Below are 23,762 nucleotides of genomic sequence, written 5' to 3'. Positions count from 1 at the left end.
GCGGCGGGGGCGGGGTCCTAGCCGTCGGGGCGCAGGTCGGTCTGCATCAGCACGGTGTCGGCCCACTGGCCGTTCTTGTAGCCCACCGACGGCATCCGCCCGACCTCGGTGAACCCCAGGCGGCGGTGCAGCACCGTCGACGGGGTGTCGTGCCGCGCCCCCGCGAGCGCGGCGATCACCGCGACGACCTGGCGCACCTCGGTGCCGCGCAGCGCGTCGAGCAGGCCGGCGAGCAGGCGAGACCCCAGGCCGCGCCCCGCCGCCTCGGGCGCGATGTAGATCGAGTCCTCGACCGTGTAGCGGTACGCCGCGTGCGGCCGGAACCGCGTGATGTAGGCGAAGCCCTCGACCTCGCCGTCGATCTCCGCGACGAGGAACGGCATGCCGCGGCCCGCCGCCGCGATGCGCTCGCGCCACACCTCGTCGGACGGCGGCTCCTCGACGAACGTCGCGATCGAGTGCAGGACGTAGCCGGCGAAGATCGCCGAGACCCGCTCGGCGTCCGACGCCACAGCGGGCCGCAGGATGCCCGGGCCGCTCCCGGTGCTCGCGGCGGTGCGATCGATGGACACGACCCCGAGTGTCCTACTCGACCCGCACCAGCGAGAACTCCCACTCGCCGCTCGGCTCGTTGAAGCCGGTCCGCTCGTAGACGGCGTGCTGCTGCCCGCCGACCGCGTCGGACACCGTGCGCTGCAGCCCGTGCCCCTGGTTCGGCAGCGGGATCCGCTGGAGCAACGGCGGCTCCTCCCCGGCGGCGTCGGGGACGGTGATCGCCCCCGTGCCCTGCAGCGGGCCGTTGACGTAGCGGACGGCGAACTCCATGTGTCCTCCCAGACGGTTCGCGCCACCCTACGACCCCGCCGCGCGGTCGTCACCGCCGCCGGTACCGCGGCGTTGCCCCGATCGGCCGACTGCTGAATCCGTGAGCGCCACGTAGCGTGGTCGTGTGCGGCCCGCCCTCTTCCTGCTCGGCGGCATGGTGCTGCTCGGAGCCGGCATCGCGGTGATCGCGCTCGGCGTGCCCGGGGGGCTCGTGGTCGGGCCCGCCCTCATCGTCGCCGGGCTCCTGGTCAAGGCGGCCGGCCTGCTCGCCGGCGACACCGGACCGACGCCGCCCGCCGGCTCGGGACGCACGGTGACGACGCTGGGCACGGCATCGGCCGCTCGCGGCAGCGCCACGTCGGGCCGCACCTCGGCCCTGCGTCGCGCCCGAACCGCCCGCGCCGCCCGGGCCACGGCGCGCGCCACCGACGCCGCCCGCGCCGCCGCCCTGCAGGGGACGCCGGCCGCGCGCCCCTCGGGACGGGGTCGGCGCGCGTCCTGACCCTCGGGTCCGGCGACGGGGCTCGTGAGGCGTCGTCCTAGGGTCGGCCGGTGGCCGCCGTGTGGGAGTACGCGACGCTGGAGATCTCCGCGGTGGGCCTCGACGGCGACCCGCCCGGGGGCGACGCCGCCGAGTGGCAGATCTACGCGATCGGCCCGTCCGGCGAGCTGATCCTCGAGGAGTACCGGCCCTACCGGGTGGCGTGGGCGCGCGTGTACGCCGAGCAGCTCAACCGGCTCGGGCGCCAGGGCTGGGAGCTCGTCGCGCTCGCCGGGCCGCAGAACGCGCTGGTGCCCAGCGCGCCGGGCCGCGCGCCGGGCACCGCGCACCACGTCGTCGAGACCCGCTTCGTGCTGCGCCGGCTCGCCGAGTAGGTCCTCAGACGGGCCAGGTCTCCTGCCGCCACGCGGCGTCCCAGAACATCCACTCGTAGCGGCACGTCGTCGCGTGGTGGGTGTGCACGCGGGCGCGTTCGGCGTCGGCGAGGGTCGCCCCGACGCGGTCGGTCACCGCCAGTACCGCGTCGACGACGGCCCGGAACTCGTCCCCGCCGTACATGGCGATCCAGCGGGCGTAGAGCGGGTCGGGCGACGACGCGGCGAGCAGCTCCTCGCCGACCTGCGCGTAGATCCAGTAGCACGGCAGGACCGCGCCCAGCCCCTCGGCGAAGGAGCCGCCGTGGCAGGTGGCGAGCAGGTAGCTGGTGTACGCCGTCGTCGTCGGCGCGAGGGGCTCGGCGGCCGCCTGCGCCGCGGTGAGGCCGAGCGCGTCGGCGAGCTCGGCGTGCATGTCCTGCTCGGCGGCGATGGCCCCGGCGGCGTGCTGGCTGAACATCACCGTGTCGGCGGCGTCCGGTGCGCGGGCGGCGAGCAGGGACAGCGCCCGGGCGTAGCCGCGCAGGTAGTGCGCGTCCTGGACGACGAAGTGCCGGAACGCCGCGTGGGGCAGCGTCCCGTCGGACAGGCCGGTGAGGAACGGGTGCGCGCGCACCGCGCCGTAGACATCGGCGCCCGCGTCCCTGAGCTCGTCGCTGAGACCCACGACGATCACCCTGTCACGCCGGCCGGCTCCGCGCGGCCGCCCTGCGATGATCGCCGGGTGCCGCCGCCTGTCCCCGTCCCCGTTCCGAGCGAAGGGCACCTCCGCTCGAACAGGCGGGCCAGGGGCGCCCGTCGCCATGAACCTCGGGCGGCGACGCGGGCCGCCGGGCTCGCGCTGGGGGTGCTCGCCGACGCGGTGTTCGGGGACCCGCGCCGCCGGCACCCCGTCGCGGGCTTCGGGGCCGCGGCGACGTGGCTGGAGCGGCGCCTGTGGGCCGACCGGCGCGCCCCCGGGGTCGCGTACGCCGCGGTGCTCGTCGGCGGCGCGGTGGGCCTGGGCGTCGTCGCCGAGCGCGCCCGGCGCCCCGCGGTGCACGCCGGGCTGACCGCCGCCGCCACCTGGGCGGTGCTCGGCGGGACCTCGCTGGCCGCCGAGGGCGCGGCGATGGCGGCGTCCTTGGAGCGCGGCGACCTCGCCGCCGCCCGGGCCCGGCTGCCGCACCTGTGCGGGCGCGACCCCTCGGCCCTCGACGTCGACGGGCTCGCGCGCGCGGCGCTGGAGTCGGTCGCGGAGAACACCGCCGACGCCGTGGTCGCGCCGCTGGTGTGGGGCGCGCTGGCGGGTGTGCCGGGCCTTCTGGGGCACCGCGCGGTGAACACCCTCGACGCCATGGTGGGCCACCGCTCGCCGCGCTACGAGCGCTTCGGCTGGGCCTCGGCGCGCGCCGACGACGTCGCGGGCGTGGTGCCGGCGCGCGTGTCGGCGCTGGTCACGGCGGCGTGCGCCCCGGTGGTCGGCGGACGGTTGAGCGGGGCGTGGCGGGCCTGGCGCCGCGACGCCCGCGCCCACCCGAGCCCCAACGCCGGGCCCGTGGAGGCGTCGTTCGCCGGCGCACTGGGCCTGCGCCTCGGCGGGCGCACGGTGTACCCCTACGGCGTCCAGGACCGCCCGGTACTGGGCGACGGCCGCGCCCCGATCGTGCCGGACCTCGCCCGCGCCGTACGCCTGTCCCGCCTCGTCGGGCTCGCGACGGCGGTGCTGGCCGTTGCGTGTGTCTCAGCCTGGGGGCCACGCGGCGGCACGCAGCGCAGCGGAGCTGCCGCGCCGGAGGCCGGATACAGCCGTTGAACGCCAGGAAAGGCCCCAGCTCGGCCAGGACGCCGCACCGCGAGGAAAGCCCCCCGCTCGCCGAGGACTCAGCGCCGCCCGTACCGGTCCGCGAGCTTCTGCTCCGTGCTCGCCGCCCGGGCGTCCCACGGCGTCCCGTCGGCGGCGTCGCGCGGATCCTGGTCGTCGCGTCGCGGCTCGAGGCCGTGCGCCCGCCGGTACTCGAGCCGTACGAAGTAGATCCACCCGCCGATCGCCATCAGCCCGAAGATCAGCCACTGCCAGGCGTAGGAGTACGACGGGTTGGGGTCGGGCGGGGGGAGGGGCACCGCGGTGAGCACGCCCGGCTGGGCGGGCAGGAGCTGTACATAGCCCGGGCTGGTCGGCACCCCGCCGGCCGCGACGACGGTGGGGGCGTCGGCGGCGTAGACCTGGCGCCGTCCCTCGGCGACCACGGTGGGCCGGCTCGGCGCGCCCTCGTCCAGGCGCTGGTACCCGGCGACGGTCACGACCCCGCCCGGGGCGGGCGCGACGGGCGGCAGCGCGCCGGCGTCGTCGGCGCGCACGTACCCGCGGTCGATCAGCACGGTCTCGCCGCCGGTGGTGGTCAGCGGGGTCATGACCTCGACGGCCGGGTGGCTCTCGATGCTGCGCAGGCGCACCAGCACCTCGCCCTCGGGGCGGTAGGCGCCGGTGACGACGACCTGGCGCCAGGCCACGTCCGCCGCCGGCGCCGCGCCCGGCGCGACGAGCTCGCCGCGCGGCACGGGCGCGGTGGCCACGCCCCGGGTGAGCGCGGCGTTGACGCCGTCGCGCTCGTCGCTGCGGTGGAACTGCCAGGGCGCGAGCAGGTAGTAGCAGGCGAAGGCGAACGCGACCACGACGAGCGTCAGCGCGATCCACCCGGGCCGGAGCAGGAACCGCACGACGCCCAATCTACGTGAGCACTTTCCGCCCCTATGCGGTCGACAACTGCTCACATATCGCGAGCGCCCGCCCCCCGTACCCGCCCCCGAACAGCACCGTGTGCACGAGCAGCGGGAAGAGCTGGTGCAGCCCCACGCGGTCGCGCCAGGCGTCGGCGAGCGGGTCGGCCTCGTCGTAGGCGGCGAGGATCGTCTCGAGCCCCGGGGCGCCGAACAGCGCGAGCATCGCCAGGTCGGTCTCGCGGTGCCCGCCGTGCGCTGCGGGGTCGATCACCCAGGCGCTGTCGCCCGCCCAGAGCACGTTGCCCGTCCACAGGTCGCCGTGCAGACGGGCGGGGGCCTCGGGCGGGCCGGCGACGGCGTCGAACCGCGCGCAGGCTCGCTCGACCACAGTGACGTCGTCCACCGAGAACGTCCCCTGCTCGCGCGCCTGCCGGGCGTAGGGCAGCACGCGGTGCTCGGCGTACCAGGACGGCCAGTCGTCCCCGGTCTCGTTGACCATCCGCGCACCGCCGATCCACGCGTGCACTGGCCCGTCGGGCGGCGGCGACCCGAACGCCGGGGCGCCCGCGGCGTGCAGGGCGGCGAGCTCGCGGCCGAAGCGCTCCGCGGCGTCGTCCCCCGCCCGCCCCGCGGGCACACGCGTCGACACCATCCGTCCCTCGTCGGTCCCGAGGACCTCGGGCACCCGGACGACGCCGGGCTCGGCGAGCCACCGCAGCCCGGCCGCCTCCGCGGCGATCGCCGACGGCTCGCCGGCCTTGACGACGACCTCGGTGCCGTCGTCGAGCGTGGCCATCCGGACGCCGGAGCCCGACTCCGCCAGCAGCGCCGCGACCGAGCTCACCGCACCCGCTCCACGAGCCCCGGCATCGCGGCCTCGACCATGTCGATCACCTCGTCGAACCCGCCGGGCCCGCCGTAGTACGGGTCGGGCACCTCGGCGCCCTCGGGCGCGTCGGGGTCGAACGAGCGCAGCAGCACGACGCGCGCGGGGTCGGCACCGGCGGCGACGAGGTCGCGGACGTGGTCCTCGGTCGCGGCCACCAGGAGGTCGGCGTCGAGCTGGTCGGCGTCGATCCGGCGCGCGGTGTGGGTGGTGTCGTGGCCCCGGTCGCGCAGGGTGCCCGCGGCGCGCCGGTCCATCGGCTCGCCGACGTGCCAGCTGCCGGTGCCCGCGCTGGAGACCGTGACCGCGTCCTCCAGCCCGGCCTCGGCGAGCCGGGTGCGGAACACCTTCTCGGCGACGGGGGAGCGGCAGATGTTGCCCGAGCAGACGAAGACGACGTGCACGCCGCCATCGTCCCGCCCGCCCCACCGGTGCGTCGGCGACGGGGTGGGCAGAATGGGGGGCCATGCTCACCGTCGCCGACGCCGTCGCCGCCCTCGAGGCGGCGTACCCCCCGGAGCTGGCGCAGGACTGGGACGCGGTCGGGCTGAGCGTCGGCGACCCGGACGCCCCCGTCCGGCGCGTGCTCGTCGCCGTCGACCCCCTGCCCGCCGTGCTCGACGAGGCGATCGCCACCGGGGTGGACCTGCTGGTCACCCACCACCCGCTGCTGCTGCGCGGGGTGCACGCCGTGGCCACGACGGCGCCGAAGGGCTCGGCGGTCCACCGGCTCATCCGCCACGGCGTCGCCCTGTTCAGCGCCCACACCAACGCCGACGCCGCCGACCCCGGTGTCTCCGACGCGCTGGCCGCGGTCCTCGGCGTCACCGTCGACCGTCCGCTGGCCCCCCAGGGCGACGGGACGGTCGGCATCGGCCGCATCGGCACCCTGGCGACCCCCGAGACCCTTGCCGCCTTCACCCGCCGCGTCGCCGACGCGCTCCCCGCCACCGCGTGGGGCGTGCGCGCCGGCGGCGACCCGCAGCGCACCGTGCGGCGCGTCGCCGTCTCCGGCGGCGCCGGGGACTCGATGCTGCACCTCGCCCGCGCCGCGGGCGTCGACGTCTACGTCACCGCCGACCTGCGCCACCACCCCGCCACCGACCACCTCGCCGAGGCCGGCGCGCCCGCGCTGGTCGACGTCGCCCACTGGGCCTCCGAGCACCCCTGGTGCGCCCAGGCCGCCGCCGTGCTGACCGCGCTCGACACCGCGCTCGAGGTCGCGGTGTCCACGGCGCGCACCGACCCGTGGAGCCTCGGCCAGGACTCTCCCGACCCCGCTGGAGCAGGAGCCGTGATCTCGTGAAGGCCGACCCGACCGTCCAACGCAAGCTGCTCGACCTCGCCGCCCTCGACGCCGAGCTGTCGCGCGCCGAGCACCGCCGCCACACGATGCCCGAGCAGACCGCCGTCGAGGAGGCCGAGGGCGTCCTGCGCACCTGCCGCGACGCGGTCGTGCGCGCCCGCACCTCGGTCAGCGACCTCGGGCGCGACGTCGCGAAGCTCGAGCAGGAGGTCGCCCAGGTCAGCGCCCGCGAGCAGCGCGACCGGGGGCTCGTGGACTCCGGCAGCGTGTCGTCGAAGCAGGTCGCCGACCTGTCCCACGAGCTCGACACCCTGGCCCGCCGCCGCGCCGTGCTCGAGGACTCCCAGCTCGAGGCCATGGAGCGCCTCGACGCCGCCGAGACCGACCTTGCCCACGAGCAGGCCGCCCTCGACGCGGCCGAGGTCACGCTCGCCGACGCCGTGGAGCGCCGCGACGGGGTGCTCGGCGACATCGCGGTGATCGAGACGCGGCGCGGCGCCGAGCGGCGGGAGCTCGCGGCCTCGCTGCCCGCGGACCTCCTCGCCCTCTACGACCAGCTGCGCGCCCGCACCGGCCACGGCGCCGGCGAGCTGGTCGGCGGGCGCTGCGGGGCGTGCCGGATGGAGATGGACCGCAGCGAGGTCCGCGACATCGCCGCGGCCGCCCCCGACGAGGTCGTGCGGTGCGAGCAGTGCGGGGCGATCGTGGTGCGCACGGGCAAGGGGGCGGCGTGACGACGGCGGGATCCTGGACGGGGCGGGGCGCCACCGTGCCCACCCGCGTGCTGCTGCTGCGCCACGGGCAGAGCCCGCTGTCGGTCGAGAAGCGCTACTCCGGGCGCGGCGACCCCGAGCTGACCCGCGAGGGCCTCGAGCAGGCCGCGGCCGCCGCGACGGCGCTCGCCGCCCGCCACATCGGGACCGACGGCAACATCCGCGCCGTCGTCAGCTCACCGCTGCTGCGGGCGCGCCAGACCGCCGAGCCGGTGGCGGGCGTGCTCGGGCTCGGTGTCACCGTCGACGAGCGGTTCACCGAGACCGACTTCGGCACCTGGGAGGGGCTGACCTTCTCCGAGGCCGCGCAGCGCGACCCCGAGGTGCACCGGGCCTGGCTCGGCGACAGCGCGGTGAGCCCGCCGCAGGGCGAGAGCTTCGACGTCGTCGCCCGCCGCGTCGACGCCGGGCTCGACGACCTGCTGCGCCACCACCCGGGGCAGACCGTCGTGCTCGTCAGCCACGTGACGCCGATCAAGCTGATCCTGCGCCGCGCGCTCGACGCCGGGCCGCAGATGCTCTACCGCCTGCACCTCGACCTGGCGTGCCTGTCGGTGGTCGAGTTCTGGCCCGACGGCGGGGCGTCGGTGCGGCTGGTCAACGACACCTCGTACCTGGCCTGACGCGGCACAGCGCTAGAACCACTCCAGCCACGCGCCGCCCGGATGGGCGAGGCCGACGACCTCGCCGCTCGTGCGGCCGTCGCGGCCCACCGTCAGGTGGCCGACGACCCCGGTCACCCCGGCGCGCGACGCCTGCAGCGCGCGGGGCGGCACGGGCAGGTCCTGAACGCTCGTCGACCCTTCGGGGCCGAGCGGGGTCAGCGGGTCCACCGAGATCCACGCGACCTCGCGGCCCAGCTCGGGCAGCCGGCGGCGGAACGCAGCGCGCTGCTCGTCGGTGAGGAACACGTGGACGTACGTGTCGACGAGCACCAGCAGCGCGTCCGGGTCCATGCCGCCGCAGAGCTCGAGGAGGTCCTCGACGGCGTCGCCTCGGCGCATCGGCGCGGGGTGGGCCCGGGCCACCTCCGAGGCGGCCGCGAACCGGTCGACCGCGCCCGTCTCGGGCGGGATGCAGGCCGCCAGCCAGTTGCGCACGCGCTCGTCGCCGAGGTCCAGGGGCTCGGCGTCGACCCCGAGCCGGTCGGCGATCACCGGCATGGTCGCGGGCATCGGGGCGGGACGTCCGCGCAGCTCGGGCGCGATCGTCACCGCGGCGTCGGGGTCGCCCACCGCGCGCTCGCCGAACACGTAGCGGTAGCGGTCGAGGTGCAGCCCGAGGCCCGCGCCGGTGCCCAGGTCGACGAGCGCGATCGGGCGCCCGGGGTCGAGGAGTCCGAGCACGGCCAGGACGTCGGCGCTGCGGGCGACCTCGTTCATCTGGTAGCGGTGCTCGGCGCACAGGGCGGCGAGCTCGTCGGCGTGCTCGCGCGCGAAGGCCGTCAGCGCCGGGCGGAACCCGCGGTCGAGTGCCGGCTGGCCGGACCCGGGCGTCGGGAAGTACCCGGCCAGCGGCTCGGGCCGGCGGCGGGCGACGAGGGAGCGGATCGCTGCGCTGAGCAGCAGGGGCGGGAGCCGGTCGGCCGGGACGCGGGCGCCGATCGCCAGCAGCTCGGGCTCGGCGGCGATCGCCCGGAACAGCTCGGCGGTGAGCGCCCACGACGGGGGCGCGTCGGCCGGCGACCAGCCCGCCGCGATGCCGAGGGCTTGCTCCCGGACGTGGGCACGGGACTCGGCCTCGGGGGACGTCACGGGCCGTAGCGTGCCGAGACCCGGGCCGGCCGCGCAACGGGCCGGCCCGGCTCGCCTCAGATGGCGTCCAGCTCGGCCACCGCGTCGGGCGGGAGCACGAGGTCGGCCGCGGCGAGGTTCTCCCGCAGGTGCGCCCGCGACGACGTCCCGGGGATCAGCAGCATCGTCGGGGAGCGCTGCAGCAGCCAGGCCAGCGCGGTCTGCTGCGGGGTCGCGCCGATCCGCGCGGCGACGCCCTCGAGCACCTCGGACTGCAGGGGGGTGAACCCGCCCAGCGGGAAGTACGGAGTGAAGCCGATGCCTGCCGCCGCGCAGGTGTCGACGAGCGCGTCGCCCGCGCGGTGCACGAGGTTGTAGTGGTTCTGCACGGTCACGACCGGGGCGATCGCCCGGGCCTCCTCGACCTGCGCGGCGGAGACGGTGCTGACCCCGAGGTGGCGGACGAGGCCCTGCTCGCGCAGCTCGGCCAGCACCCCGAACGGCTCGGCGATCGAGGCGTCGGGGTCGTCGGCGACCCGCAGGTTGACGACGTCGAGGGCGTCGAGCCCGAGCCGGTCGAGGTTCTCGTGCACCTCCCGCACCAGCTCCTCGCGCGACGTGTCGAGGTTCCACGACCCGTCGTCCCCACGCCGGCAGCCGACCTTGGTGACGATCCGCAGGTCCTCGGGGTAGGGGTGCAGGGCCTCGCGGAGGATCTCGTTGGTGACGAACGGGCCGTAGAAGTCGGCGGTGTCGATGTGCGTGACGCCGCGGTCGACGGCCTCGCGGAGCACGGCAATCGCCTCGTCGCGGTCGCGCGGGGGCCCGAAGACGTGGGGGCCGGCGAGCTGCATGGCGCCGAAGCCCATGCGGGTGAGGACGAGGTCGTCGGCGAGGGCGAGACGGTCGCTGAGTACCGAGGTGGTCATGGTGTCCAGCCTGCGCCACGCCGGTCCGACGCGGGAGCGACGGATCGTCCTGGTACATCCCGTACCCCCCACGACCCGGGAACGACGGGCACGATCGGGGCGTGAGTGAGCTGGCCTCCGCCCTGCGCACCTGGCGCGACCGCACCGATCCGGCCGAGGTCGGGATGGCGGTCAACGCGCCGCGGCGCGCGCCCGGCCTGCGCCGCGAGGAGCTCGCCCTGCTCGCCGGCATCTCGATCGACTACGTCGTGCGCCTCGAGCAGGGCCGCATGAGCACGCCGTCGGCGCAGGTCTGCGCGTCGCTCGCCCGCGCACTGCGGCTCTCCGACGCCGAGCAGGCCCACCTGTTCCGCCTCGCCGGCCACGCCCCGGATCGCGGGCGCATCTCGCGGCGCCTCCCGGTCGGCGTGCGCCGGATTCTCAAGGCCCTGCACGACAGCCCCGTCGGCGTCCTCGACGCGACCTGGACGCTGATCGCCTGGAACCCGCTCTACGCGGCGCTCATGGGCGACCCGAGCGCGCTCCCCGACCGCGAGCGCAACACGCTGTGGCGCCTCTTCGTCACCGGCGAGCCGAACCCCCGAGTGCGGCACACGCGTGAGGAGCTCGACGCGCTCACCCGCTCCCTGGTCGCCGATCTCCGCGGCAGCACCAGCCGCTACCCCCACGACCCGGACCTCGCCGCGCTCGTCGACGACCTCGCCGCCACCGGTCCCGCGTTCGGCGCGCTGTGGGACTCCGGCGACGTGGCCGAGCACCACCAGAGCCGCAAGACGATCGTCCACCCCGAGGTCGGCGAGGTGGACATCCTCTGCGACACCCTCACCACCGCCGAGGACGACCTGCGCCTGCTCGTGTTCACCCCGGCGCCCGGCAGCGACGCGCGCGGCCGGCTCGACCTGCTCGCGACGCTGGGGACGCAGGCGATGGGCGTCAGTCCGTCAGAGCCAGCACCAGCCACAGCGCCGCCGTCGCGCTGAGCACGCCGGCCGGGACGGTGACGAGCCCGGCGAGCGTGTACGTCCGCAGCGGCGCCGGCACCCCGCGCGCCGCCAGCACCCGGCGCCACAGCAGCGTCGCGAGCGAGCCGACCGGGGTGAGGTTCGGGCCGACGTTCACCCCGATCAGCATCGCCAGCACGAGACCCACCGGCGGCGTCGGCCCGAGTGCGGCGAGCAGGACGAGGGTCGCGGGCAGGTTGTTAACGAGGTTGGCCAGCACCGCGGCGAGCGCGGCGACCGTGAGCAGGGCGACGAACGACGTGCCGGTGGGCAGGAGGCCGGCGACGAGGTCGCCGAGACCGTGCTGCGTCACCGCCGCCACCACCACGCCCAGGGCGAGGACGAAGAGGCAGAACCACGGCGACGCGGCGGCGAGGACGTCGCGCGGGCGGGTGTGTCCGGTGAGCAGCGTCCGCGTCGCCAGCACCACCGCCCCGGCGACCGCCACCCACACCGGCTCGACGCCCAGCGGCGAGGCGACCGCGAAGCCGGCGAGCGTCGCGGCCAGCACCGCGACGGCGAACCGGGGGAGGTGCGCCTCCTCGTCGGCCGGGTCGCCGGTCGGGTCGGTGGCGAGGTCGGTGCGGAACGTCCACCGCAGGCCGACGTACTCGACGGCGATCACCGCGAGCTGCGGCAGCGCCATGAGCCCGGCGAAGCCGAGGAACGACAGCCCGGTGGACTGCAGCGCGAGCAGATTGGTCAGGTTGGCGACGGGCAGGAGCAGCGACGCGCTGTTGGCCAGATGCGCGCAGGCGAAGGCGTGCGGGGCCGGGCGCGCGCCGAGGCGCCGGGCGGTGTCGAGTACTACGGGGGTCAGCAGGACGACGGTCGCGTCGAGGCTGAGGACGGCCGTCGTCAGCGCCGCCGCGACCACGACCAGCGCGAACAGGCGCCGCGGCCGCCCGTGCGACCGCCGCGCCAGCGCGCTGCCGGCCCAGTGGAACACGCCCTCGGCGTCGGCGAGGTGGGCGAGCACGAGCACGGCGGCGAGGAAGCCGACCGTGGGCGCGAGCTCGCGGACCTCGGTCCACGCGGCGTCGGTCGTCAGCAGGCCGGTAACGAGGACGACGAGGGCCGCGGGGACGGCGGCGGACGCCTCGGGCAGCCCGCGCGGGCGGGTGACCGCGACGACGAGGACGGCGGCGAGGAGGCCGACCGCGAGCGCGGTCACCGCAGGAACAGGTAGATCGCCACCCCGACGCCCAGCACCACGACGCTCCAGCGCAGCACGCCGTCGGGCAGCTTCTTGGCGACGGCCATGCCGAGGTAGCCGCCGGCGAGCGTGGTCGGGGCGAGCAGGAGCACCGCGAGCCAGTCGACGGGCGCGAAGAACGCGAAGAGCAGCACCGTCACCGTGCTCGTCACCAGCGACAGCAGCACCTTGACCGCGTTGAGCCGCTGGAGCGTGTCGTGGGCGAGCAGCGAGAGCACGGCGATCAGCACCACCCCGAGCGCGCCGCCGAAGTACCCGCCGTAGACGGCGGCGAGGAAGATCGTCGGGAGCAGGACCTTCGGGTTGTCGGCGGTGCGCTCGCCGCTGCTGGTCCAGCGCTTGATCCAGGGCTGGGCGCCGAGGGTGAGGCTCGCGAGCAGCACGAGGACCGGGACGACGGCGTCGAACACCGACTGGGGCAGGGTCAGCAGCAGCGCGCAGCCGACGGCGGAGCCGAGGGCGGCGACGATGCTCGTGGTGACGAGGCGGCGGCGCTGTCCCTGCAGGTCGTCGCGGGCGTTGAGCGTCGAGCCCGCGTAGCCCGGCCACTGGGCCACCGAGTTGGTGACGTTGGCGGGCAGCGGCGCCATCCCCGTCGCGAGCAGGGCGGGGAAGACGATCAGCGACCCGCCGCCGGCCACCGCGTTGACCGCGCCGGCCACCAGCCCGAGCACGCCCAGCAGGACGATCTGGAGCACCGACGGGTCCGACACGTGCGCGACGCTAACGGTCGGGGGGAACGGTGTCCTGAGGACACGGGTCGGGCCCGCGGTAGGCTTCTCGACGCGGACGAGTCGGCCGGGCGACCGCGGCGGACCCCACGAGGGTGCGTCGAGGAAAGTCCGGACTCCACAGGGCAGGGTGGTTGCCAACAGCAACCCGGGGTGACCCGCGGGACAGTGCCACAGAGAACAGACCGCCACCGGGCCTCGTGTCCGGTGGTGAGGGTGAAACGGTGGTGTAAGAGACCACCAGCGTCCTGGGTGACCAGGACGGCTCGGTAAACCCCACCCGGAGCAAGGTCAAGAAGGTGTCCCGCTCGCGGGGCACTGCGCAGGTCGTTCGAGGGCTGCCCGCCCGAGACCTGCGGGTAGACCGCTGGAGCCCGCCGGCAACGGTGGGCCGAGATGGATGGTCGCCACCCACGGGACCGCGAGGGCCCGTGGGGACAGGATCCGGCTTACAGGCCGGCTCGTCCGCCCCGCACTCTTGCCTGCCCCGGAATCACTCCGATCTCCTCGAAGCCCGCCTGGGTGCACGAGCGTCGGCCTTCGAACTTGCAGGAGAGCTCAGCATCCTCGCCCGATCCCTACGCCCTGGACATCGGCATTAGGCCGAGCTGACTAGCCGAATGGGGGTCCCCCTCTACCGCTCCCCGCAGTAACGTAGTGGCGACGAAAGGAGTGACAGCTCCTTTCGGCGAAGGGGGGAGCGACCATGACAACCGATGTAGTTCCTGAGGGTCTTCCGCGCGTACTGGGTGACCTTCGGAAGGTGGCCACCGAACTCGTTCAGTTACGTGAGTCACTAGATGATGCAGAGAAGAGCGATCGCCAGAAACGAGAAGCGTTTAACTCTCTATTCGAGCGAGAGCGGGTGGGTATTGGTGAAGCACTCGCTCGCGCGGAGCGAGTGCTGAACTCGGACCAGCTCCTCTATATGAATTATGCCAGCGAGATAACTCGAATCGAAAATTCGTGGAATAGAGTAGAGGACACTCACGCCCGCTCGAACGCTCCAACGGTCTCTCTGGCCTATGCGCTCGACGATTGCATACGAGCGATCGGAGTCGTCACGGTGCCGGCCTCTGTCAACAATAGGTTGGCAAAATTGCGGGTGGGGCTGGAGTTGAACTTTCACAAAATCTTCAAGGACGAACTACCCGGAAAGACCGCCCGAGTTGCAATCCTCGAGGAACTAAGCCGTAGCTCAGAGATCAATGGCATCGTGGACGTGCCGCGAGGAGTGATCGTCTCTGCTTCAGAGAATCCGTTCCGTAGAGCGTGGAGTTGGGTCCTTATACTAATTCCGCCCGTTGGATTTCTGGTGCTCGCAGGATTTACTCCTCAGTGGTTGCCCCTGTTGGGCATCAACCTGCCCCCTGCATTGCTCGGAGCGCAAGGACGCCTCTGGTTCGTTGGCGTGCTCACGGCCTATGCAGGAGGACTGCTCCATGTCCTACTCGCAGCTGTACGGCAGCGCCGTCAGAAATCGGCAGATGCCGGAACCCCTTTCACCGCCTTGGGAAATCCCTCGATGTGGGTCCATGTACACGAGCGGTCACTAGCCTTCTATGCCGTTGCTATACCTATCGCCGCGTACGTGTTCACCATCATCAACGGTGCACTCAGCGGTGTGTTCCTCTTATTTGTCGGGTATTCGATAGACAGTGTTTTGGACACGCTGGTGGATCGATTCGACAAGATAGCCCCAGAGGGCACCAAGGCTGTGAACGAGATACTGGCGGGCCAAAGGAGCTAGAGCCATCTGCGGGAGCGGCAGCCCGTCCGGTGTCACGTCCTACGTCGTGTCGCAGCATCTGGTCCCACGGCGTCCGACGCAAACAGTGCAGGTGGTTCCGCTCGACGCGGTGGAGGGCCCCGCGCGGGTACTAAGCGAATGACAAGAATAGATGCTCGCGGAATCGTCGGTCGAACCGGCTATACGGTGGCTCTCATGAGGTCCTCATGTCCATGACGTGCTCGAGGACCTCGCTGGAGAGGATGAGGTCGAACTCAGCTGCGACGAACCGCGCCGCGGCGTCGACGCTGGCCGCGCACGATCTGTAGCTGGTCTCGGGCCCGATAGGGGAGCTCGGCGGTCCGGTCGACGGCGGGCGATCGGGTAGTCCAGGACTGCCCGGCGTCAGCGTCGTCATCCGAGGTCTGCGCTCGACCATTCAGCGACGAGCGAGATTACGCCAACGGCGCGCGCCACCGCGGCACGATCACCTCCGGCGGTCGGACACCGAGGAGAACCATGGCGCGTACCGAGCTCGACATCCCGACGAACGACGGGGTCTGCCGCGCGACCCTGCACACCCCCGACGGCGACCAGCCTCGTCCCGGCGTCCTCTACTACCCGGACGCCGGCGGGGTGCGGGAGACCTTCGCGACGATGGCCGTCCGGCTCGCCGACCAAGGCTTTGCCGTCCTGCTTCCCGACATCTACTACCGCACCCCCTACGCGCCGTTCGACACCTCGACCCTCTTCACCGACCCCGAGGAGTTCGCGCGATTGGGTGCCCTGGCGCAGACCGTGACGCCCGAGAGGGCCGACGACGACGCGAGGGCCTACCTCGCGGCGCTCGCCGGCCGGCCCGAAGTCGCGCACTCGCGGCTCGGTACCGTCGGGTACTGCCTCGGCGGCGGGATGGCGCTGCGCGCGGCCGGGAACCACCCGGAGACGTTGGCCGTGACGGCCACGTTCCACGGCGGGAACCTCGCGGTCGTCGACAACCCCGACAGCCCGCACCTCGTCGTCGAGCACATCCGGGGCGCGGTATACGTCGCCGGCGCCACCGACGACGCCGTCTTCGACGCCGACCAGCAGCGGCGGCTCCGCGAGGCCTTCGACGCGGCGGGGGTGCGCGCGGAGATCGAGACCTACCCCGCCGCCCACGGCTTCGCCGTCCCGGACAACCCCACCCACGATCCCGCGGCCGACCAGCGCCACTTCGACACGTTGACGACCTTCCTGACGACGCACCTCGCGCCCTGACCGCAGTTCACGGCGCGGCCCGCCCGCCCAGGGCGATCTCTCGCAGCACGTTCTCGAAGCGGTCGCTCGCGGCCGTGCGGTGGTCCGGACCCGTGACCGTCAGGACCCGCGAGCCGATGTCCTCGGCCGTGCCGTAGGTGACGACGCCGTCGGTCGGGACGTACGACAACGTCAGGTCCGGCAGGATCGCCGCCCCGACGCCGGCGGCGACGAGGGCGAGCATGGTCTGCGACTCCGTGCAGACGTGCTGGTGCCCGGTCTCCACGCCGTGCCGGACGCTGAGCTGCTGGAGGATTCGCCGCGCTCCGTGCCGCACCGGCGAGGTCACCCACGGCCCAGCGAGCAGGGCCTCGAGCGACGCGGGCACCGCCCACACGCGGGGCACGACGATGCGGAAGTGGTCGCGGCACAGGTCGTCCTCGACCAGCCCGGGCGCCGGGCCGGCCCCCGGCGCCGTGGCCTCGGAGTAGCGCTCGCCGACCAGGAGGTCGAGGTCGCCGGCCCGCAGCAGGGCGACGCCCTCGTCGGCGGACACCTCGCGCACCTGGACCTGCAGCGCCGGGTCGTTGATCACGAGCTCGAGCAGCGCAGGCACCACCAGCCGGCCGAGCGCGGTGGAGAACGCGCCGACGCGGACGGTGCCCTCGGCGCCCTCGCGCAGCCGGTCGGCCTCCCGCTGGGCCTCGGCCAGGGCGAGGGCGACGTCGTCGGCCCGGCCCGCGAGGGCCACGCCGGCCGTCGTGAGCTGGGCCGATCGTCCACCGCCCCGCCGCGTGCGGTCGAGCAGGGCGAGCCCGGTCTCGGCTTCGAGCCGGGTGAGGTGCTGGGACACCCCCGACGCCGTGAGGTGCAGAGCCGCGGCGGCGGCCTGGACGCTGCCCGTGCGGTGCACCGCGCGCAGCACGAGCAGACGGTGCGGGTCGACCGAGGGCATTCAGTCATGGTGACGCACAGGTCGAGCAGAAACCATTACCGCTGACGACCCGGCGCGCTGACGATGGAGGCACATCGAGGAGGAGGTCGCGAGGTGCGTGGTCAGAGGTCGTGGAGCGTGGTGCTGCTGGGCGCCGCCATCGTCAGCGAGGTCGTCGGGACGGTGTCGCTGCCCGCGTCGGACGGGCTGACGCGGCCGCTCGCGAGCCTGGGCGTGGTCGTCGGGTACGCGGCGGCGATCGTGCTGTTCACCCGCGCGCTGCGCCACGGGCTCACGCTCGGGATCGCCTACGGCACGCTGACCGGCTTCGGGCTGGCGTCCGCGACGGTGCTCGGGGCGGTCGTGCTCGGCCAGCAGCTCAGCCTCGTCCAGGGGGCGGGCCTCGCGCTGATCGTCGGCGGCGCGCTGCTGCTGCAGCGCCGCGGGATCGCCCGCGGGGTGCCGGCGTGACCGAGACCGTGCTCCTGGCCGGCGCGGTGGTCGCGCAGGGTCTGTCGCTCGGGGCGATGCGCGCCTCGGACGGGCTGCGACGGGTCGCCTGGGTCGTCGTGGCCTTCGCCGCGATGGGGACGTCGGTGCTGCTCATGGCCCGGGCCCTGGACGCGGGCATGTCCCTGGCCGTCGGCTACGGGGTCTGGAGCGGCGCGGGCATCGGGCTCGCCGCGGCGACCGGCTCCCTGGTCTTCGGCGACCGCCTCGCGCGCGTCCACGTCGTCGGACTGGCGCTGGTGCTCGGCGGCGTGCTGCTCGTGTACGGAGGGTGAGGGCGGCACTTCGTCGTAACGGGCGTTCGGTCGGTGGCGAAACACGGTCGTCCAGTACGACCGTCGGGGGATCACGATGACGCAGCAGTACCAGTCGCCGCAGCCGTTCAACCAGTACCCGGGGCCGGGTCCCTACGGGCCGCCGCCTCCCTACCCGCCGCCGAGCAACGGGCTGGCCACCGCCGGCTTCGTGGTCGCCCTCGTCGGGGCCGTCCTCGCCCTCGTCCCGTTCCTCGGGATCGTCGCGTGGGTGATCAGTCCCGTCGGGCTCGTGCTGTCGATCGTCGGGATGACCGCCGCGGGTCGGCGCCAGGGCACCGGCCGCGGCCTCGCCGTCGCCGGGATCGTGCTCGGTGTGGTCGGGCTCCTGATCTGCTTCCTGTGGGTGAGTGCCATGGCCGCGGCGACGAGCGGTTCCACCACCAGCAGCACGTACTCGGCGCCGTCGTACTCGGCGCCCACGCAGTCCGCGGCGGCCGAGTCCGCCACCACTCCGGCGGGCAGCTTCGGGCAGGGCACGTACACGGTGGGCTCGGAGATCGCGCCCGGCCGTTATCGCACCGACGGTGCGCCCGACGACAGCGTCTTCCCGCTGTGCATGGCCGCGCGCCAGAGTGCCGACGGCTCGTCGATCGGCATGCCCGAGACGACCAACAACGGGCCCGCCTACATCACCGTGAGGGCGAGCGACGGTCTCGTCGAGTTCACCGGCGACTGCACCTGGGCCCCGACGTCCTAGGTCGAGCGATGAAGTGACGGATGCTTCGGTCCTCGAAGCATCCGCCACGGAAAGACGTGGTCGCGCCGCCGCGCGCCCTGCCACCATCCGGCGCCGTGGACCCCGTGATCAGGCCGCTCGAAGCGCGCGACCTCGCCCCGCTGGTCGACCTCGCGCTGCGGGTCTGGGCGCCGGTGTTCGCGTCGATCGAGCGCCAGCTGGCGGGGTCGGGCGTCTTCGAGCGCCAGCATCCGGATGGGCGCGCCGACCAGCGCGCGGTGGTGGTCGAGACCGGGGGAGACCCCGGGCACGAGCCCGCGCGCCGGCTCTACGAAGAGTGCGGCTTCACCGCGCTGCCCGTCGTCCGGTACTTCACGACGCTCTGAGGCTCAACCGTCGAGGTCGGCGTTGTCCTCGACGTCGCGCTCGACGTGGCGACCTTCCTGGTCGGCCTGCTCGCCCTGGCCGTCGCTCATCGGGGAGGTGGCCTCGGGTGCGGCCTCGCCGCGCGCGGTCGAACCTTCGTGCTGGGTGGAGGAATCGCTCTTCGGTCCGGTCATGGTGGGGGCTGCCCGTCTGGTCGCCCGGACAATCGGTCCGCGCCTTCACGAGGGATGTTCCACGATCTTCCAGTACGAGTCCTTGCGGACGATCTCGCCGTCCCGGAACTCCCAGTGGTCGCACCCCCGCACGCGCACGTGCTCGCCGTCGGGCCGCGTGCCCGTCAGGAGCCACTCGGAGACACCGAGGTCGCCGCTGACCCAGTGCCGGCCGTCCCCGTAGTGGACGTCCGGCAGGCCCGCGAAGCGCGCGGCCAGGCCCTCGCGCACCGCCGCCCGGCCTTCGAGGCGGGTACCCCAGGGCTCTGGTCCCCTCGGCATGTCCAGGGAGCAGTCGTCGGCGAAGAACTCCATGATCGCGTCCAGATCGTGGGCGTTGAACGCGTCGGCCATCGCCCGCAACGTCTCGACCGATGCACCACCGGGATCGCTCATCACGCGGCCTCCGAAATCTGCCCCCGTCCCGCGTGCTGACGGTAGCCCTCCTCGACGGCTGCGCGGGACGGCTCAGTGCCCGCCGCCCACCAGTCGCAGGCCGACGACCCCGGCGACGATCGCCAGCAGGCACGCCATCCGGGCCACGCCCAGCGGCTCCTGGAGCGCGACCACCCCGTAGATCACCGTGCCGACCGCGCCGATCCCGACCCACACCGCGTAGCCCGTGCCCAGCGGCAGGTCGCGCAGCGCGATGGCCAGGCCGAGCATGCTCAGCACGAGCGCCACGACGAACACGATCGACGGGACGAGCCGGCTGAAGCCCCGCGAGGCCTCGAGCGCCGCGGCCCACACCGCCTCGAGCAGGCCCGCGACGACGAGGTAGACCCAGGCCACCGGGCTCAGGCCTCCGCGAGCGCGCGCAGGACGACGACCACGGCCTCGGCGCCCGCGTCGCGGTGCCCGTGCGCGCGCTCGCCGAGGTAGCTCGACCGGCCGCGGCGGGGCGTCATCTCCGCCGTCGCCTCCGCGCCCTCGGCCGCCGCCGACGCGGCCGACGACAGGGAGCCGGACGAGGCGTGCTCGTCGGCGGCGGGGTAGAGCGCGTCGAGCAGCGTGCGGTCGCCGCGGCGGGCGCCGCCGAGGTCGGCGATCCCGTCGGCCGCGGCCCGCAGCGCCTCCTCCGGTGCGCCGCCGGCGTCCAGGTGCTCGGCGGCGTGCAGCAGGGCGGTGGCGAGCAGCGGGCCCGAGGTGCCGCCGATGGCGCGGCGCACGGACGCCGCCACCGAGCGCAGGGTGGCGACCGGGTCGTCGAGGTCGGCGGTGTCGAGGCCCTCGAGCACGCCGGAGGCCCCGCGGGTCAGCGACGTCCCGAGGTCGCCGTCGCCGGTGGCCGTGTCGAGCTCGGTGAGGTGGTCCTCGGCCTCCTGCACGGCGCGGCACACCGCCTCGACGGTCGCGCGCAGGCGCCCGCTGCCGTCACCCGAGACGACCTGCTCGTCCTCCGGCACCTCCACGGTCGGCACGGGCTCGGACGCCGGGCCCGACAGCCGCCCCGAGCCCGACGGCCAGCCCGCCGACCGTGCCGGCGCGTCGATCAGCTCGAGGCGCTCGTCGTCCACGGGCAGCAGGGCGACCGAGACGCCGGCCATGTCGATCGAGGACAGGAACGTGCCCGACCAGCCGCGCTCGACGCGCACACCGCGCTCGCCCAGGTTCTCGAGGACGCGCCTCAGCACGATCGACAGCTCCATCGGCGGCGTCGCGCCCGTGCCGTTGACGAGGACGACGACCCGGTCGCCCTCACCGATGCCGCGGTCGGCGCAGACGTTCTCCACCAGCTCGTCGACCAGGTCGTCCGCGGGCCGTAGCGACTCGCGCCGCACCCCGGGCTCGCCGTGGATGCCGAGCCCGATCTCGATCTCCTCCTCGCCGAGGGAGAAGCCGGCCTCGCCGCCCGGGACGGTGGCCGGGGTCAGGGCGAGCCCCATCGTCCCGACGGCCTCGGCCGCGCGCTGCGCCGCATCGGTGACCTTCTCCAGCGACCACCCCGCGGCCGCGGCGGCACCCGCCACCTTGGTGACGAGCACGGTGCCGGCGAGCCCGCGGCGCCCGGCGGTGACGTCGTCGTCGGCGTCGAGGGCGACGTCGTCGGCGACCGTCACCATCGTGCACTCGCGGCCCTCGGCGCGGGCGAGCTGTGCGGCGAGACCGAAGTTGAGGCGGTCGCCGGTGTAGTTCATGACCACGAGCAGCGTGGGGTCGTCGACGGCGCGGATGCCCGCGAGCACGGCATCGACGCCCGGCGACGCGAAGACCTCGCCGCAGACGGCGCCGTCGAGGTGCCCCGGGCCGAGGTAGCCGCTGAACGCCGGCTCGTGGCCCGACCCGCCGCCGGAGAGGACGGCGACCCGGCCCGCCTCCCGGTCGGCGCGCACGAGCACGTGGTGGCCGTCGACGAACGCGGCACCCTCGGTGACCCGGGCGACGCCGGTCAGGGCCTCCTGGACGACGCGGCCGGCGTCGTTGATCAGCTTCTTCACGCGTGGTGACTTCCCCGCAGGGCCTCCGGACGAACGGGGCTCCCGCGCGGGTCCGGTCGTCGCACGAGCGCACATTCACTCGATCAGACCTAGAGGGTCACTGCCGGATCGAACGAACGGGCCTCTATGGTGGCCGACGGCTGTGACGTGTGTGGCTCATGTGACGAATGGGACGGTTGATGCGGATGCTCACTCCTCGGCAACGCGTCATCCTGCGCCAGATCGTGAGTCCGCCCTACATCTACCGCTGGGCCGGCCTGCTCACGACGGTCGGGCTGATCGTCGGGGTGGCCGCCGTCGTGCTCTCCGACGTGGGAGCGCCGACGGTGCTGGCGACCAGCGAGGGCCCGGCGGTGGCCGCGTCGGCGGCCGGCCCGCGGGCGCGCACCGCCGAGGACGCCCCCGTGCGCGGCATGCCCGGCGTCGCACGCCCGGCGATCACCTCGTCGCGGCTGTCCGTCACGTCGACGACCACCGAGCGGCCGACCGTGGCGCTTACCTTCGACGACGGGCCGACGCCGCAGTACACGCCGCAGGTGCTCGAGCTGCTGGCCGAGTACCGGGCGCCAGCGACCTTCTGCATGATCGGCAACCAGGCCGCCGTCCACACCGACCTCGTGCACCGCGTGGTCGATGCGGGACACCGGCTCTGTGACCACACGATGTCCCACGACGCCACCGTCGGCATGCACGACCCCGAGCTGATGAGCCGCCAGCTCGACACCAGCCACTCGTCGCTGGCGACGGTGTTCCAGCCGCCCGCACCGGTGGACTACTTCCGCGCCCCGGAGGGTGCGTGGACGCCGCAGCTCGACGAGGTGGCCGCGCGCACCGGGATGCGCCCGCTGGGGTGGTCGGTGGACACCCTCGACTGGACCCAGCCCGGCGTCGCCGCGATCGTCGCCAGCGTGCAGCAGTCGGTGCACCCCGGCGCGATCATCCTGTTCCACGACGGCGGCGGACCCCGCGAGCAGACCGTCGAGGCCGTGCGCCAGCTGCTGCCCTGGCTGCAGGAGCAGGGGTACGAGTTCACGCTGCCGAACTGACCCCGGCGGTCAGTGCTTGCGGATCACCTTCTCCGGGGCGCCCTCGCGCCACGTGGTGACGTCCATGTGGTCGTCGCCGACGGCCACCGACGCCGCGCCGACGATGTCCGCGCGCAGGAACTGGTCGAACTCCTGACCCCGCAGGTCGAGCCCGATGTCCTCGTACACCGACTCGGCGAAGCGTTGGTGCAGCGCCGTGTCGCGGACGTCCTCGACCCGGCCCCAGATCTTGGCGTCGCCGTCGGTGACCTGCGTGTCGACCGTGGCCGTGTGCAGCGTGAACCGGGGGTCGGCACCCAGATCGGCGAACTTGGCGGTGTGCGGCATGCCGACCAGCCACAGGTCGCCCTCGAGGAACCGGGGCTCCATCGGGCTGATGCGCGGCCAGCCATCGGGCCGCAGCGTCCCGAGCATGCACAGCTTCCCGGCGGCGGCGTGACGGCGGGTGAAGACCTCGGCGATGCGGGGCGCGGCGTCGGCGAAGTCGGTCCAGAGAGCCATGCGAGGACGGTAGGGCCGACCCCCGACAACGGCGACGGTCGCGAGAGCTCAGGTCGTCGCGGGTGAGGGTAGCCTCACCCGCCGCCGGACCCTAGTGTCGTCCCCGGTAGCCCAGCGACGCCGGAGGCGGACCGTGAGCGAGCACCAGCCCTTCTCCCAGGTCCTGCGCCGCGCCACCGCCGAGGCCCACGAGCGTGCGCACCACTCCACGTACATGGACGCCCTGCTCGGCGGGCGCCTCGCGCTCGACGACTACGCGACGCTGGTCGTGCAGTACTGGCACGTCTACGGCGCGCTCGAGGACGGGGCCGACCTGCTGGGCGCCGACCCGGTGGTCGGCGGGTTCGCCGTCGACGCCCTGCGGCGCCGGGACGCCCTGGCCGCCGACCTCGCCTTCCTCCGCGGCCCCGGCTGGGCCGACGACCTCGAGGCGCTGCCCGCCACCGCGGCCTACGTGGAGCGCATCCGCGAGACCGTCGAGGAGTGGTCGGCGGGCTGGGTGGCCCACCACTACACGCGCTACCTCGGCGACCTCGCCGGCGGCCAGGCCGTGCGCGGGCTCCTGCGCCGCACCTACGGCGTCTCCGGCGACGGCTCGCGGTTCTACGACTTCGGCGGCCTCGGGCCCGTGCCGCCCTTCCGGGCGCACTACCGCGCGCTGCTCGACGCCGCCGCCTGGGACGACGTCGAGCGCGCGCGGATCGCCGACGAGGCGTGCCGGGCCTTCGAGCTCAACATCGCGATGCTCGTCGAGCTCGCCGGCACGGTGCCGCCGGAGCACCTGGCGGCCTGAT

At 74.2% G+C, this 23,762-nt stretch carries 30 protein-coding genes, 1 other RNA gene and 1 pseudogene; 16 read left to right on the top strand and 16 right to left on the bottom strand.

Annotation, left to right across the window (positions count from 1 at the left end; all coding sequences use genetic code 11):
- Nucleotides 1–17: 17 nt before the first annotated feature.
- Nucleotides 18–572: an N-acetyltransferase family protein gene (locus ACQPX6_RS18870; RefSeq protein WP_433781956.1), complete on the bottom strand. Its 555-nt coding sequence runs from the start codon at nucleotides 570–572 to the stop codon at nucleotides 18–20.
- A 13-nt stretch (nucleotides 573–585) separates the two neighbouring features.
- A complete protein-coding gene (locus ACQPX6_RS18865) occupies nucleotides 586–825 on the bottom strand; it encodes a hypothetical protein (protein ID WP_433781955.1) in 240 nt (79 codons plus the stop codon).
- Between the two features lie 124 nt (nucleotides 826–949).
- On the opposite strand from ACQPX6_RS18865, the gene ACQPX6_RS18860 reads away from it, so the two are divergent.
- Nucleotides 950–1,327 (top strand): hypothetical protein, encoded by a 378-nt coding sequence (locus ACQPX6_RS18860; RefSeq protein ID WP_433781953.1) that lies wholly within the window; start codon nucleotides 950–952, stop codon nucleotides 1,325–1,327.
- Between the two features lie 50 nt (nucleotides 1,328–1,377).
- Nucleotides 1,378–1,701: a hypothetical protein gene (locus tag ACQPX6_RS18855; protein ID WP_433781951.1), complete on the top strand. Its 324-nt coding sequence runs from the start codon at nucleotides 1,378–1,380 to the stop codon at nucleotides 1,699–1,701.
- A 4-nt stretch (nucleotides 1,702–1,705) separates the two neighbouring features.
- Here the strand turns inward: ACQPX6_RS18855 and tenA are convergent, their stop codons facing one another.
- A complete protein-coding gene (tenA, locus tag ACQPX6_RS18850; protein WP_433781949.1) occupies nucleotides 1,706–2,368 on the bottom strand; it encodes a thiaminase II in 663 nt (220 codons plus the stop codon).
- A 156-nt stretch (nucleotides 2,369–2,524) separates the two neighbouring features.
- On the opposite strand from tenA, the pseudogene ACQPX6_RS18845 reads away from it, so the two are divergent.
- A pseudogene (locus tag ACQPX6_RS18845) lies at nucleotides 2,525–3,496 on the top strand (cobalamin biosynthesis protein); the annotation flags it as partial.
- A 68-nt stretch (nucleotides 3,497–3,564) separates the two neighbouring features.
- Here the strand turns inward: ACQPX6_RS18845 and ACQPX6_RS18840 are convergent.
- From ACQPX6_RS18840 to ACQPX6_RS18830, 3 genes are read right to left on the bottom strand one after another with little or no spacing between them, the layout of a single operon-like run.
- Nucleotides 3,565–4,401, bottom strand: a complete 837-nt coding sequence (locus ACQPX6_RS18840; protein WP_433781947.1) for an SURF1 family cytochrome oxidase biogenesis protein — start codon at nucleotides 4,399–4,401, stop codon at nucleotides 3,565–3,567.
- 31 nt (nucleotides 4,402–4,432) lie between these two features.
- Nucleotides 4,433–5,200 (bottom strand): fructosamine kinase family protein, encoded by a 768-nt coding sequence (locus ACQPX6_RS18835; RefSeq protein ID WP_433788302.1) that lies wholly within the window; start codon nucleotides 5,198–5,200, stop codon nucleotides 4,433–4,435.
- A 44-nt stretch (nucleotides 5,201–5,244) separates the two neighbouring features.
- Nucleotides 5,245–5,694 (bottom strand): low molecular weight protein-tyrosine-phosphatase, encoded by a 450-nt coding sequence (locus ACQPX6_RS18830; protein ID WP_433781945.1) that lies wholly within the window; start codon nucleotides 5,692–5,694, stop codon nucleotides 5,245–5,247.
- A 62-nt stretch (nucleotides 5,695–5,756) separates the two neighbouring features.
- Here ACQPX6_RS18830 and ACQPX6_RS18825 point away from each other — a divergent pair, with 62 nt between their 5' ends.
- From ACQPX6_RS18825 to ACQPX6_RS18815, 3 genes are read left to right on the top strand one after another with little or no spacing between them, the layout of a single operon-like run.
- A complete protein-coding gene (locus tag ACQPX6_RS18825) occupies nucleotides 5,757–6,596 on the top strand; it encodes a Nif3-like dinuclear metal center hexameric protein (protein WP_433781943.1) in 840 nt (279 codons plus the stop codon).
- Nucleotides 6,593–7,330 (top strand): zinc ribbon domain-containing protein, encoded by a 738-nt coding sequence (locus tag ACQPX6_RS18820; RefSeq protein ID WP_433781939.1) that lies wholly within the window; start codon nucleotides 6,593–6,595, stop codon nucleotides 7,328–7,330. Before ACQPX6_RS18825 ends, ACQPX6_RS18820 begins: the two co-directional genes overlap by 4 nt.
- Nucleotides 7,327–7,992, top strand: coding sequence for a histidine phosphatase family protein (locus ACQPX6_RS18815; RefSeq protein ID WP_433781936.1), 666 nt, complete (start codon nucleotides 7,327–7,329; stop codon nucleotides 7,990–7,992). Before ACQPX6_RS18820 ends, ACQPX6_RS18815 begins: the two co-directional genes overlap by 4 nt.
- A 12-nt stretch (nucleotides 7,993–8,004) precedes the next feature.
- On the opposite strand, the gene ACQPX6_RS18810 is transcribed toward ACQPX6_RS18815, so the two are convergent.
- Together ACQPX6_RS18810 and ACQPX6_RS18805 are read right to left on the bottom strand one after the other, a co-directional pair.
- Nucleotides 8,005–9,123 carry a DUF2332 domain-containing protein gene (locus ACQPX6_RS18810; protein ID WP_433781935.1) on the bottom strand — a complete coding sequence of 373 codons (1,119 nt, stop codon included), beginning with the start codon at nucleotides 9,121–9,123 and terminating at the stop codon, nucleotides 8,005–8,007.
- 56 nt (nucleotides 9,124–9,179) lie between these two features.
- Nucleotides 9,180–10,031 (bottom strand): oxidoreductase, encoded by an 852-nt coding sequence (locus ACQPX6_RS18805; RefSeq protein WP_433781933.1) that lies wholly within the window; start codon nucleotides 10,029–10,031, stop codon nucleotides 9,180–9,182.
- Nucleotides 10,032–10,132: 101 nt separating this feature from the next.
- On the opposite strand from ACQPX6_RS18805, the gene ACQPX6_RS18800 reads away from it, so the two are divergent.
- A complete protein-coding gene (locus ACQPX6_RS18800) occupies nucleotides 10,133–11,011 on the top strand; it encodes a helix-turn-helix domain-containing protein (RefSeq protein WP_433781931.1) in 879 nt (292 codons plus the stop codon).
- Here the strand turns inward: ACQPX6_RS18800 and ACQPX6_RS18795 are convergent.
- Both ACQPX6_RS18795 and ACQPX6_RS18790 read right to left on the bottom strand, forming a co-directional pair.
- Nucleotides 10,965–12,206 carry an SLC13 family permease gene (locus tag ACQPX6_RS18795; RefSeq protein WP_433781929.1) on the bottom strand — a complete coding sequence of 414 codons (1,242 nt, stop codon included), beginning with the start codon at nucleotides 12,204–12,206 and terminating at the stop codon, nucleotides 10,965–10,967. The genes ACQPX6_RS18800 and ACQPX6_RS18795 overlap by 47 nt on opposite strands.
- On the bottom strand, nucleotides 12,203–12,961 hold the full coding sequence (locus ACQPX6_RS18790) for a sulfite exporter TauE/SafE family protein (protein ID WP_433781927.1): 759 nt from the start codon (nucleotides 12,959–12,961) through the stop codon (nucleotides 12,203–12,205). Before ACQPX6_RS18790 ends, ACQPX6_RS18795 begins: the two co-directional genes overlap by 4 nt.
- A gap of 77 nt (nucleotides 12,962–13,038) precedes the next feature.
- Between ACQPX6_RS18790 and rnpB the strand changes: the two genes are divergently transcribed.
- From rnpB to ACQPX6_RS18775, 3 genes are all read left to right on the top strand, one after another.
- Nucleotides 13,039–13,447: RNase P RNA component class A (gene rnpB / locus ACQPX6_RS18785), an RNA gene on the top strand.
- A gap of 295 nt (nucleotides 13,448–13,742) precedes the next feature.
- Complete coding sequence (locus ACQPX6_RS18780) at nucleotides 13,743–14,729, top strand: hypothetical protein (protein WP_433781925.1); 987 nt, start codon at nucleotides 13,743–13,745, stop codon at nucleotides 14,727–14,729.
- A gap of 498 nt (nucleotides 14,730–15,227) precedes the next feature.
- A complete protein-coding gene (locus tag ACQPX6_RS18775; protein ID WP_433781922.1) occupies nucleotides 15,228–15,968 on the top strand; it encodes a dienelactone hydrolase family protein in 741 nt (246 codons plus the stop codon).
- Between the two features lie 7 nt (nucleotides 15,969–15,975).
- Here ACQPX6_RS18775 and ACQPX6_RS18770 read toward each other — a convergent pair whose 3' ends face one another.
- A complete protein-coding gene (locus ACQPX6_RS18770) occupies nucleotides 15,976–16,902 on the bottom strand; it encodes a LysR family transcriptional regulator (RefSeq protein ID WP_433781920.1) in 927 nt (308 codons plus the stop codon).
- A gap of 117 nt (nucleotides 16,903–17,019) precedes the next feature.
- On the opposite strand from ACQPX6_RS18770, the gene ACQPX6_RS18765 reads away from it, so the two are divergent.
- From ACQPX6_RS18765 to ACQPX6_RS18750, 4 genes are all read left to right on the top strand, one after another.
- Nucleotides 17,020–17,352 carry a DMT family transporter gene (locus ACQPX6_RS18765; RefSeq protein WP_433781918.1) on the top strand — a complete coding sequence of 111 codons (333 nt, stop codon included), beginning with the start codon at nucleotides 17,020–17,022 and terminating at the stop codon, nucleotides 17,350–17,352.
- Nucleotides 17,349–17,666 carry an SMR family transporter gene (locus tag ACQPX6_RS18760; protein WP_433781917.1) on the top strand — a complete coding sequence of 106 codons (318 nt, stop codon included), beginning with the start codon at nucleotides 17,349–17,351 and terminating at the stop codon, nucleotides 17,664–17,666. The genes ACQPX6_RS18765 and ACQPX6_RS18760 overlap by 4 nt, the downstream gene beginning before the upstream one ends.
- 76 nt (nucleotides 17,667–17,742) lie before the next feature.
- Nucleotides 17,743–18,405 (top strand): DUF4190 domain-containing protein, encoded by a 663-nt coding sequence (locus ACQPX6_RS18755; RefSeq protein WP_433781915.1) that lies wholly within the window; start codon nucleotides 17,743–17,745, stop codon nucleotides 18,403–18,405.
- 95 nt (nucleotides 18,406–18,500) lie between these two features.
- Entirely contained in the window at nucleotides 18,501–18,770 is a 270-nt protein-coding gene (locus ACQPX6_RS18750) for a hypothetical protein (protein WP_433781913.1), read from the top strand.
- A 3-nt stretch (nucleotides 18,771–18,773) separates the two neighbouring features.
- Here the strand turns inward: ACQPX6_RS18750 and ACQPX6_RS18745 are convergent, their stop codons facing one another.
- From ACQPX6_RS18745 to ACQPX6_RS18730, 4 genes are all read right to left on the bottom strand, one after another.
- Nucleotides 18,774–18,944: a hypothetical protein gene (locus ACQPX6_RS18745; RefSeq protein WP_433781912.1), complete on the bottom strand. Its 171-nt coding sequence runs from the start codon at nucleotides 18,942–18,944 to the stop codon at nucleotides 18,774–18,776.
- A 45-nt stretch (nucleotides 18,945–18,989) separates the two neighbouring features.
- The gene (locus tag ACQPX6_RS18740) at nucleotides 18,990–19,379 is read right to left on the bottom strand and encodes a nuclear transport factor 2 family protein (RefSeq protein WP_433781910.1); all 390 of its coding nucleotides are present in this window, start codon (nucleotides 19,377–19,379) and stop codon (nucleotides 18,990–18,992) included.
- Between the two features lie 72 nt (nucleotides 19,380–19,451).
- Nucleotides 19,452–19,775: a DMT family transporter gene (locus tag ACQPX6_RS18735; RefSeq protein ID WP_433781909.1), complete on the bottom strand. Its 324-nt coding sequence runs from the start codon at nucleotides 19,773–19,775 to the stop codon at nucleotides 19,452–19,454.
- 5 nt (nucleotides 19,776–19,780) lie between these two features.
- On the bottom strand, nucleotides 19,781–21,421 hold the full coding sequence (locus ACQPX6_RS18730; protein ID WP_433781907.1) for a dihydroxyacetone kinase family protein: 1,641 nt from the start codon (nucleotides 21,419–21,421) through the stop codon (nucleotides 19,781–19,783).
- 224 nt (nucleotides 21,422–21,645) lie between these two features.
- Here ACQPX6_RS18730 and ACQPX6_RS18725 point away from each other — a divergent pair, with 224 nt between their 5' ends.
- Complete coding sequence (locus ACQPX6_RS18725) at nucleotides 21,646–22,467, top strand: polysaccharide deacetylase family protein (RefSeq protein WP_433781905.1); 822 nt, start codon at nucleotides 21,646–21,648, stop codon at nucleotides 22,465–22,467.
- Between the two features lie 9 nt (nucleotides 22,468–22,476).
- Here the strand turns inward: ACQPX6_RS18725 and ACQPX6_RS18720 are convergent, their stop codons facing one another.
- Entirely contained in the window at nucleotides 22,477–22,968 is a 492-nt protein-coding gene (locus ACQPX6_RS18720) for a pyridoxamine 5'-phosphate oxidase family protein (RefSeq protein ID WP_433781903.1), read from the bottom strand.
- 133 nt (nucleotides 22,969–23,101) lie between these two features.
- On the opposite strand from ACQPX6_RS18720, the gene ACQPX6_RS18715 reads away from it, so the two are divergent.
- Nucleotides 23,102–23,761 carry a heme oxygenase (biliverdin-producing) gene (locus tag ACQPX6_RS18715; RefSeq protein WP_433781901.1) on the top strand — a complete coding sequence of 220 codons (660 nt, stop codon included), beginning with the start codon at nucleotides 23,102–23,104 and terminating at the stop codon, nucleotides 23,759–23,761.
- Nucleotide 23,762: the final 1 nt, after the last annotated feature.

The organism is Actinomycetospora sp. CA-101289 (assembly GCF_050955895.1).
In the GTDB taxonomy this organism is placed as follows: domain Bacteria; phylum Actinomycetota; class Actinomycetes; order Mycobacteriales; family Pseudonocardiaceae; genus Actinomycetospora.
Note: the sequence above shows the minus strand (reverse complement) of the source record. Positions and strands in the feature narration are given on the sequence as shown.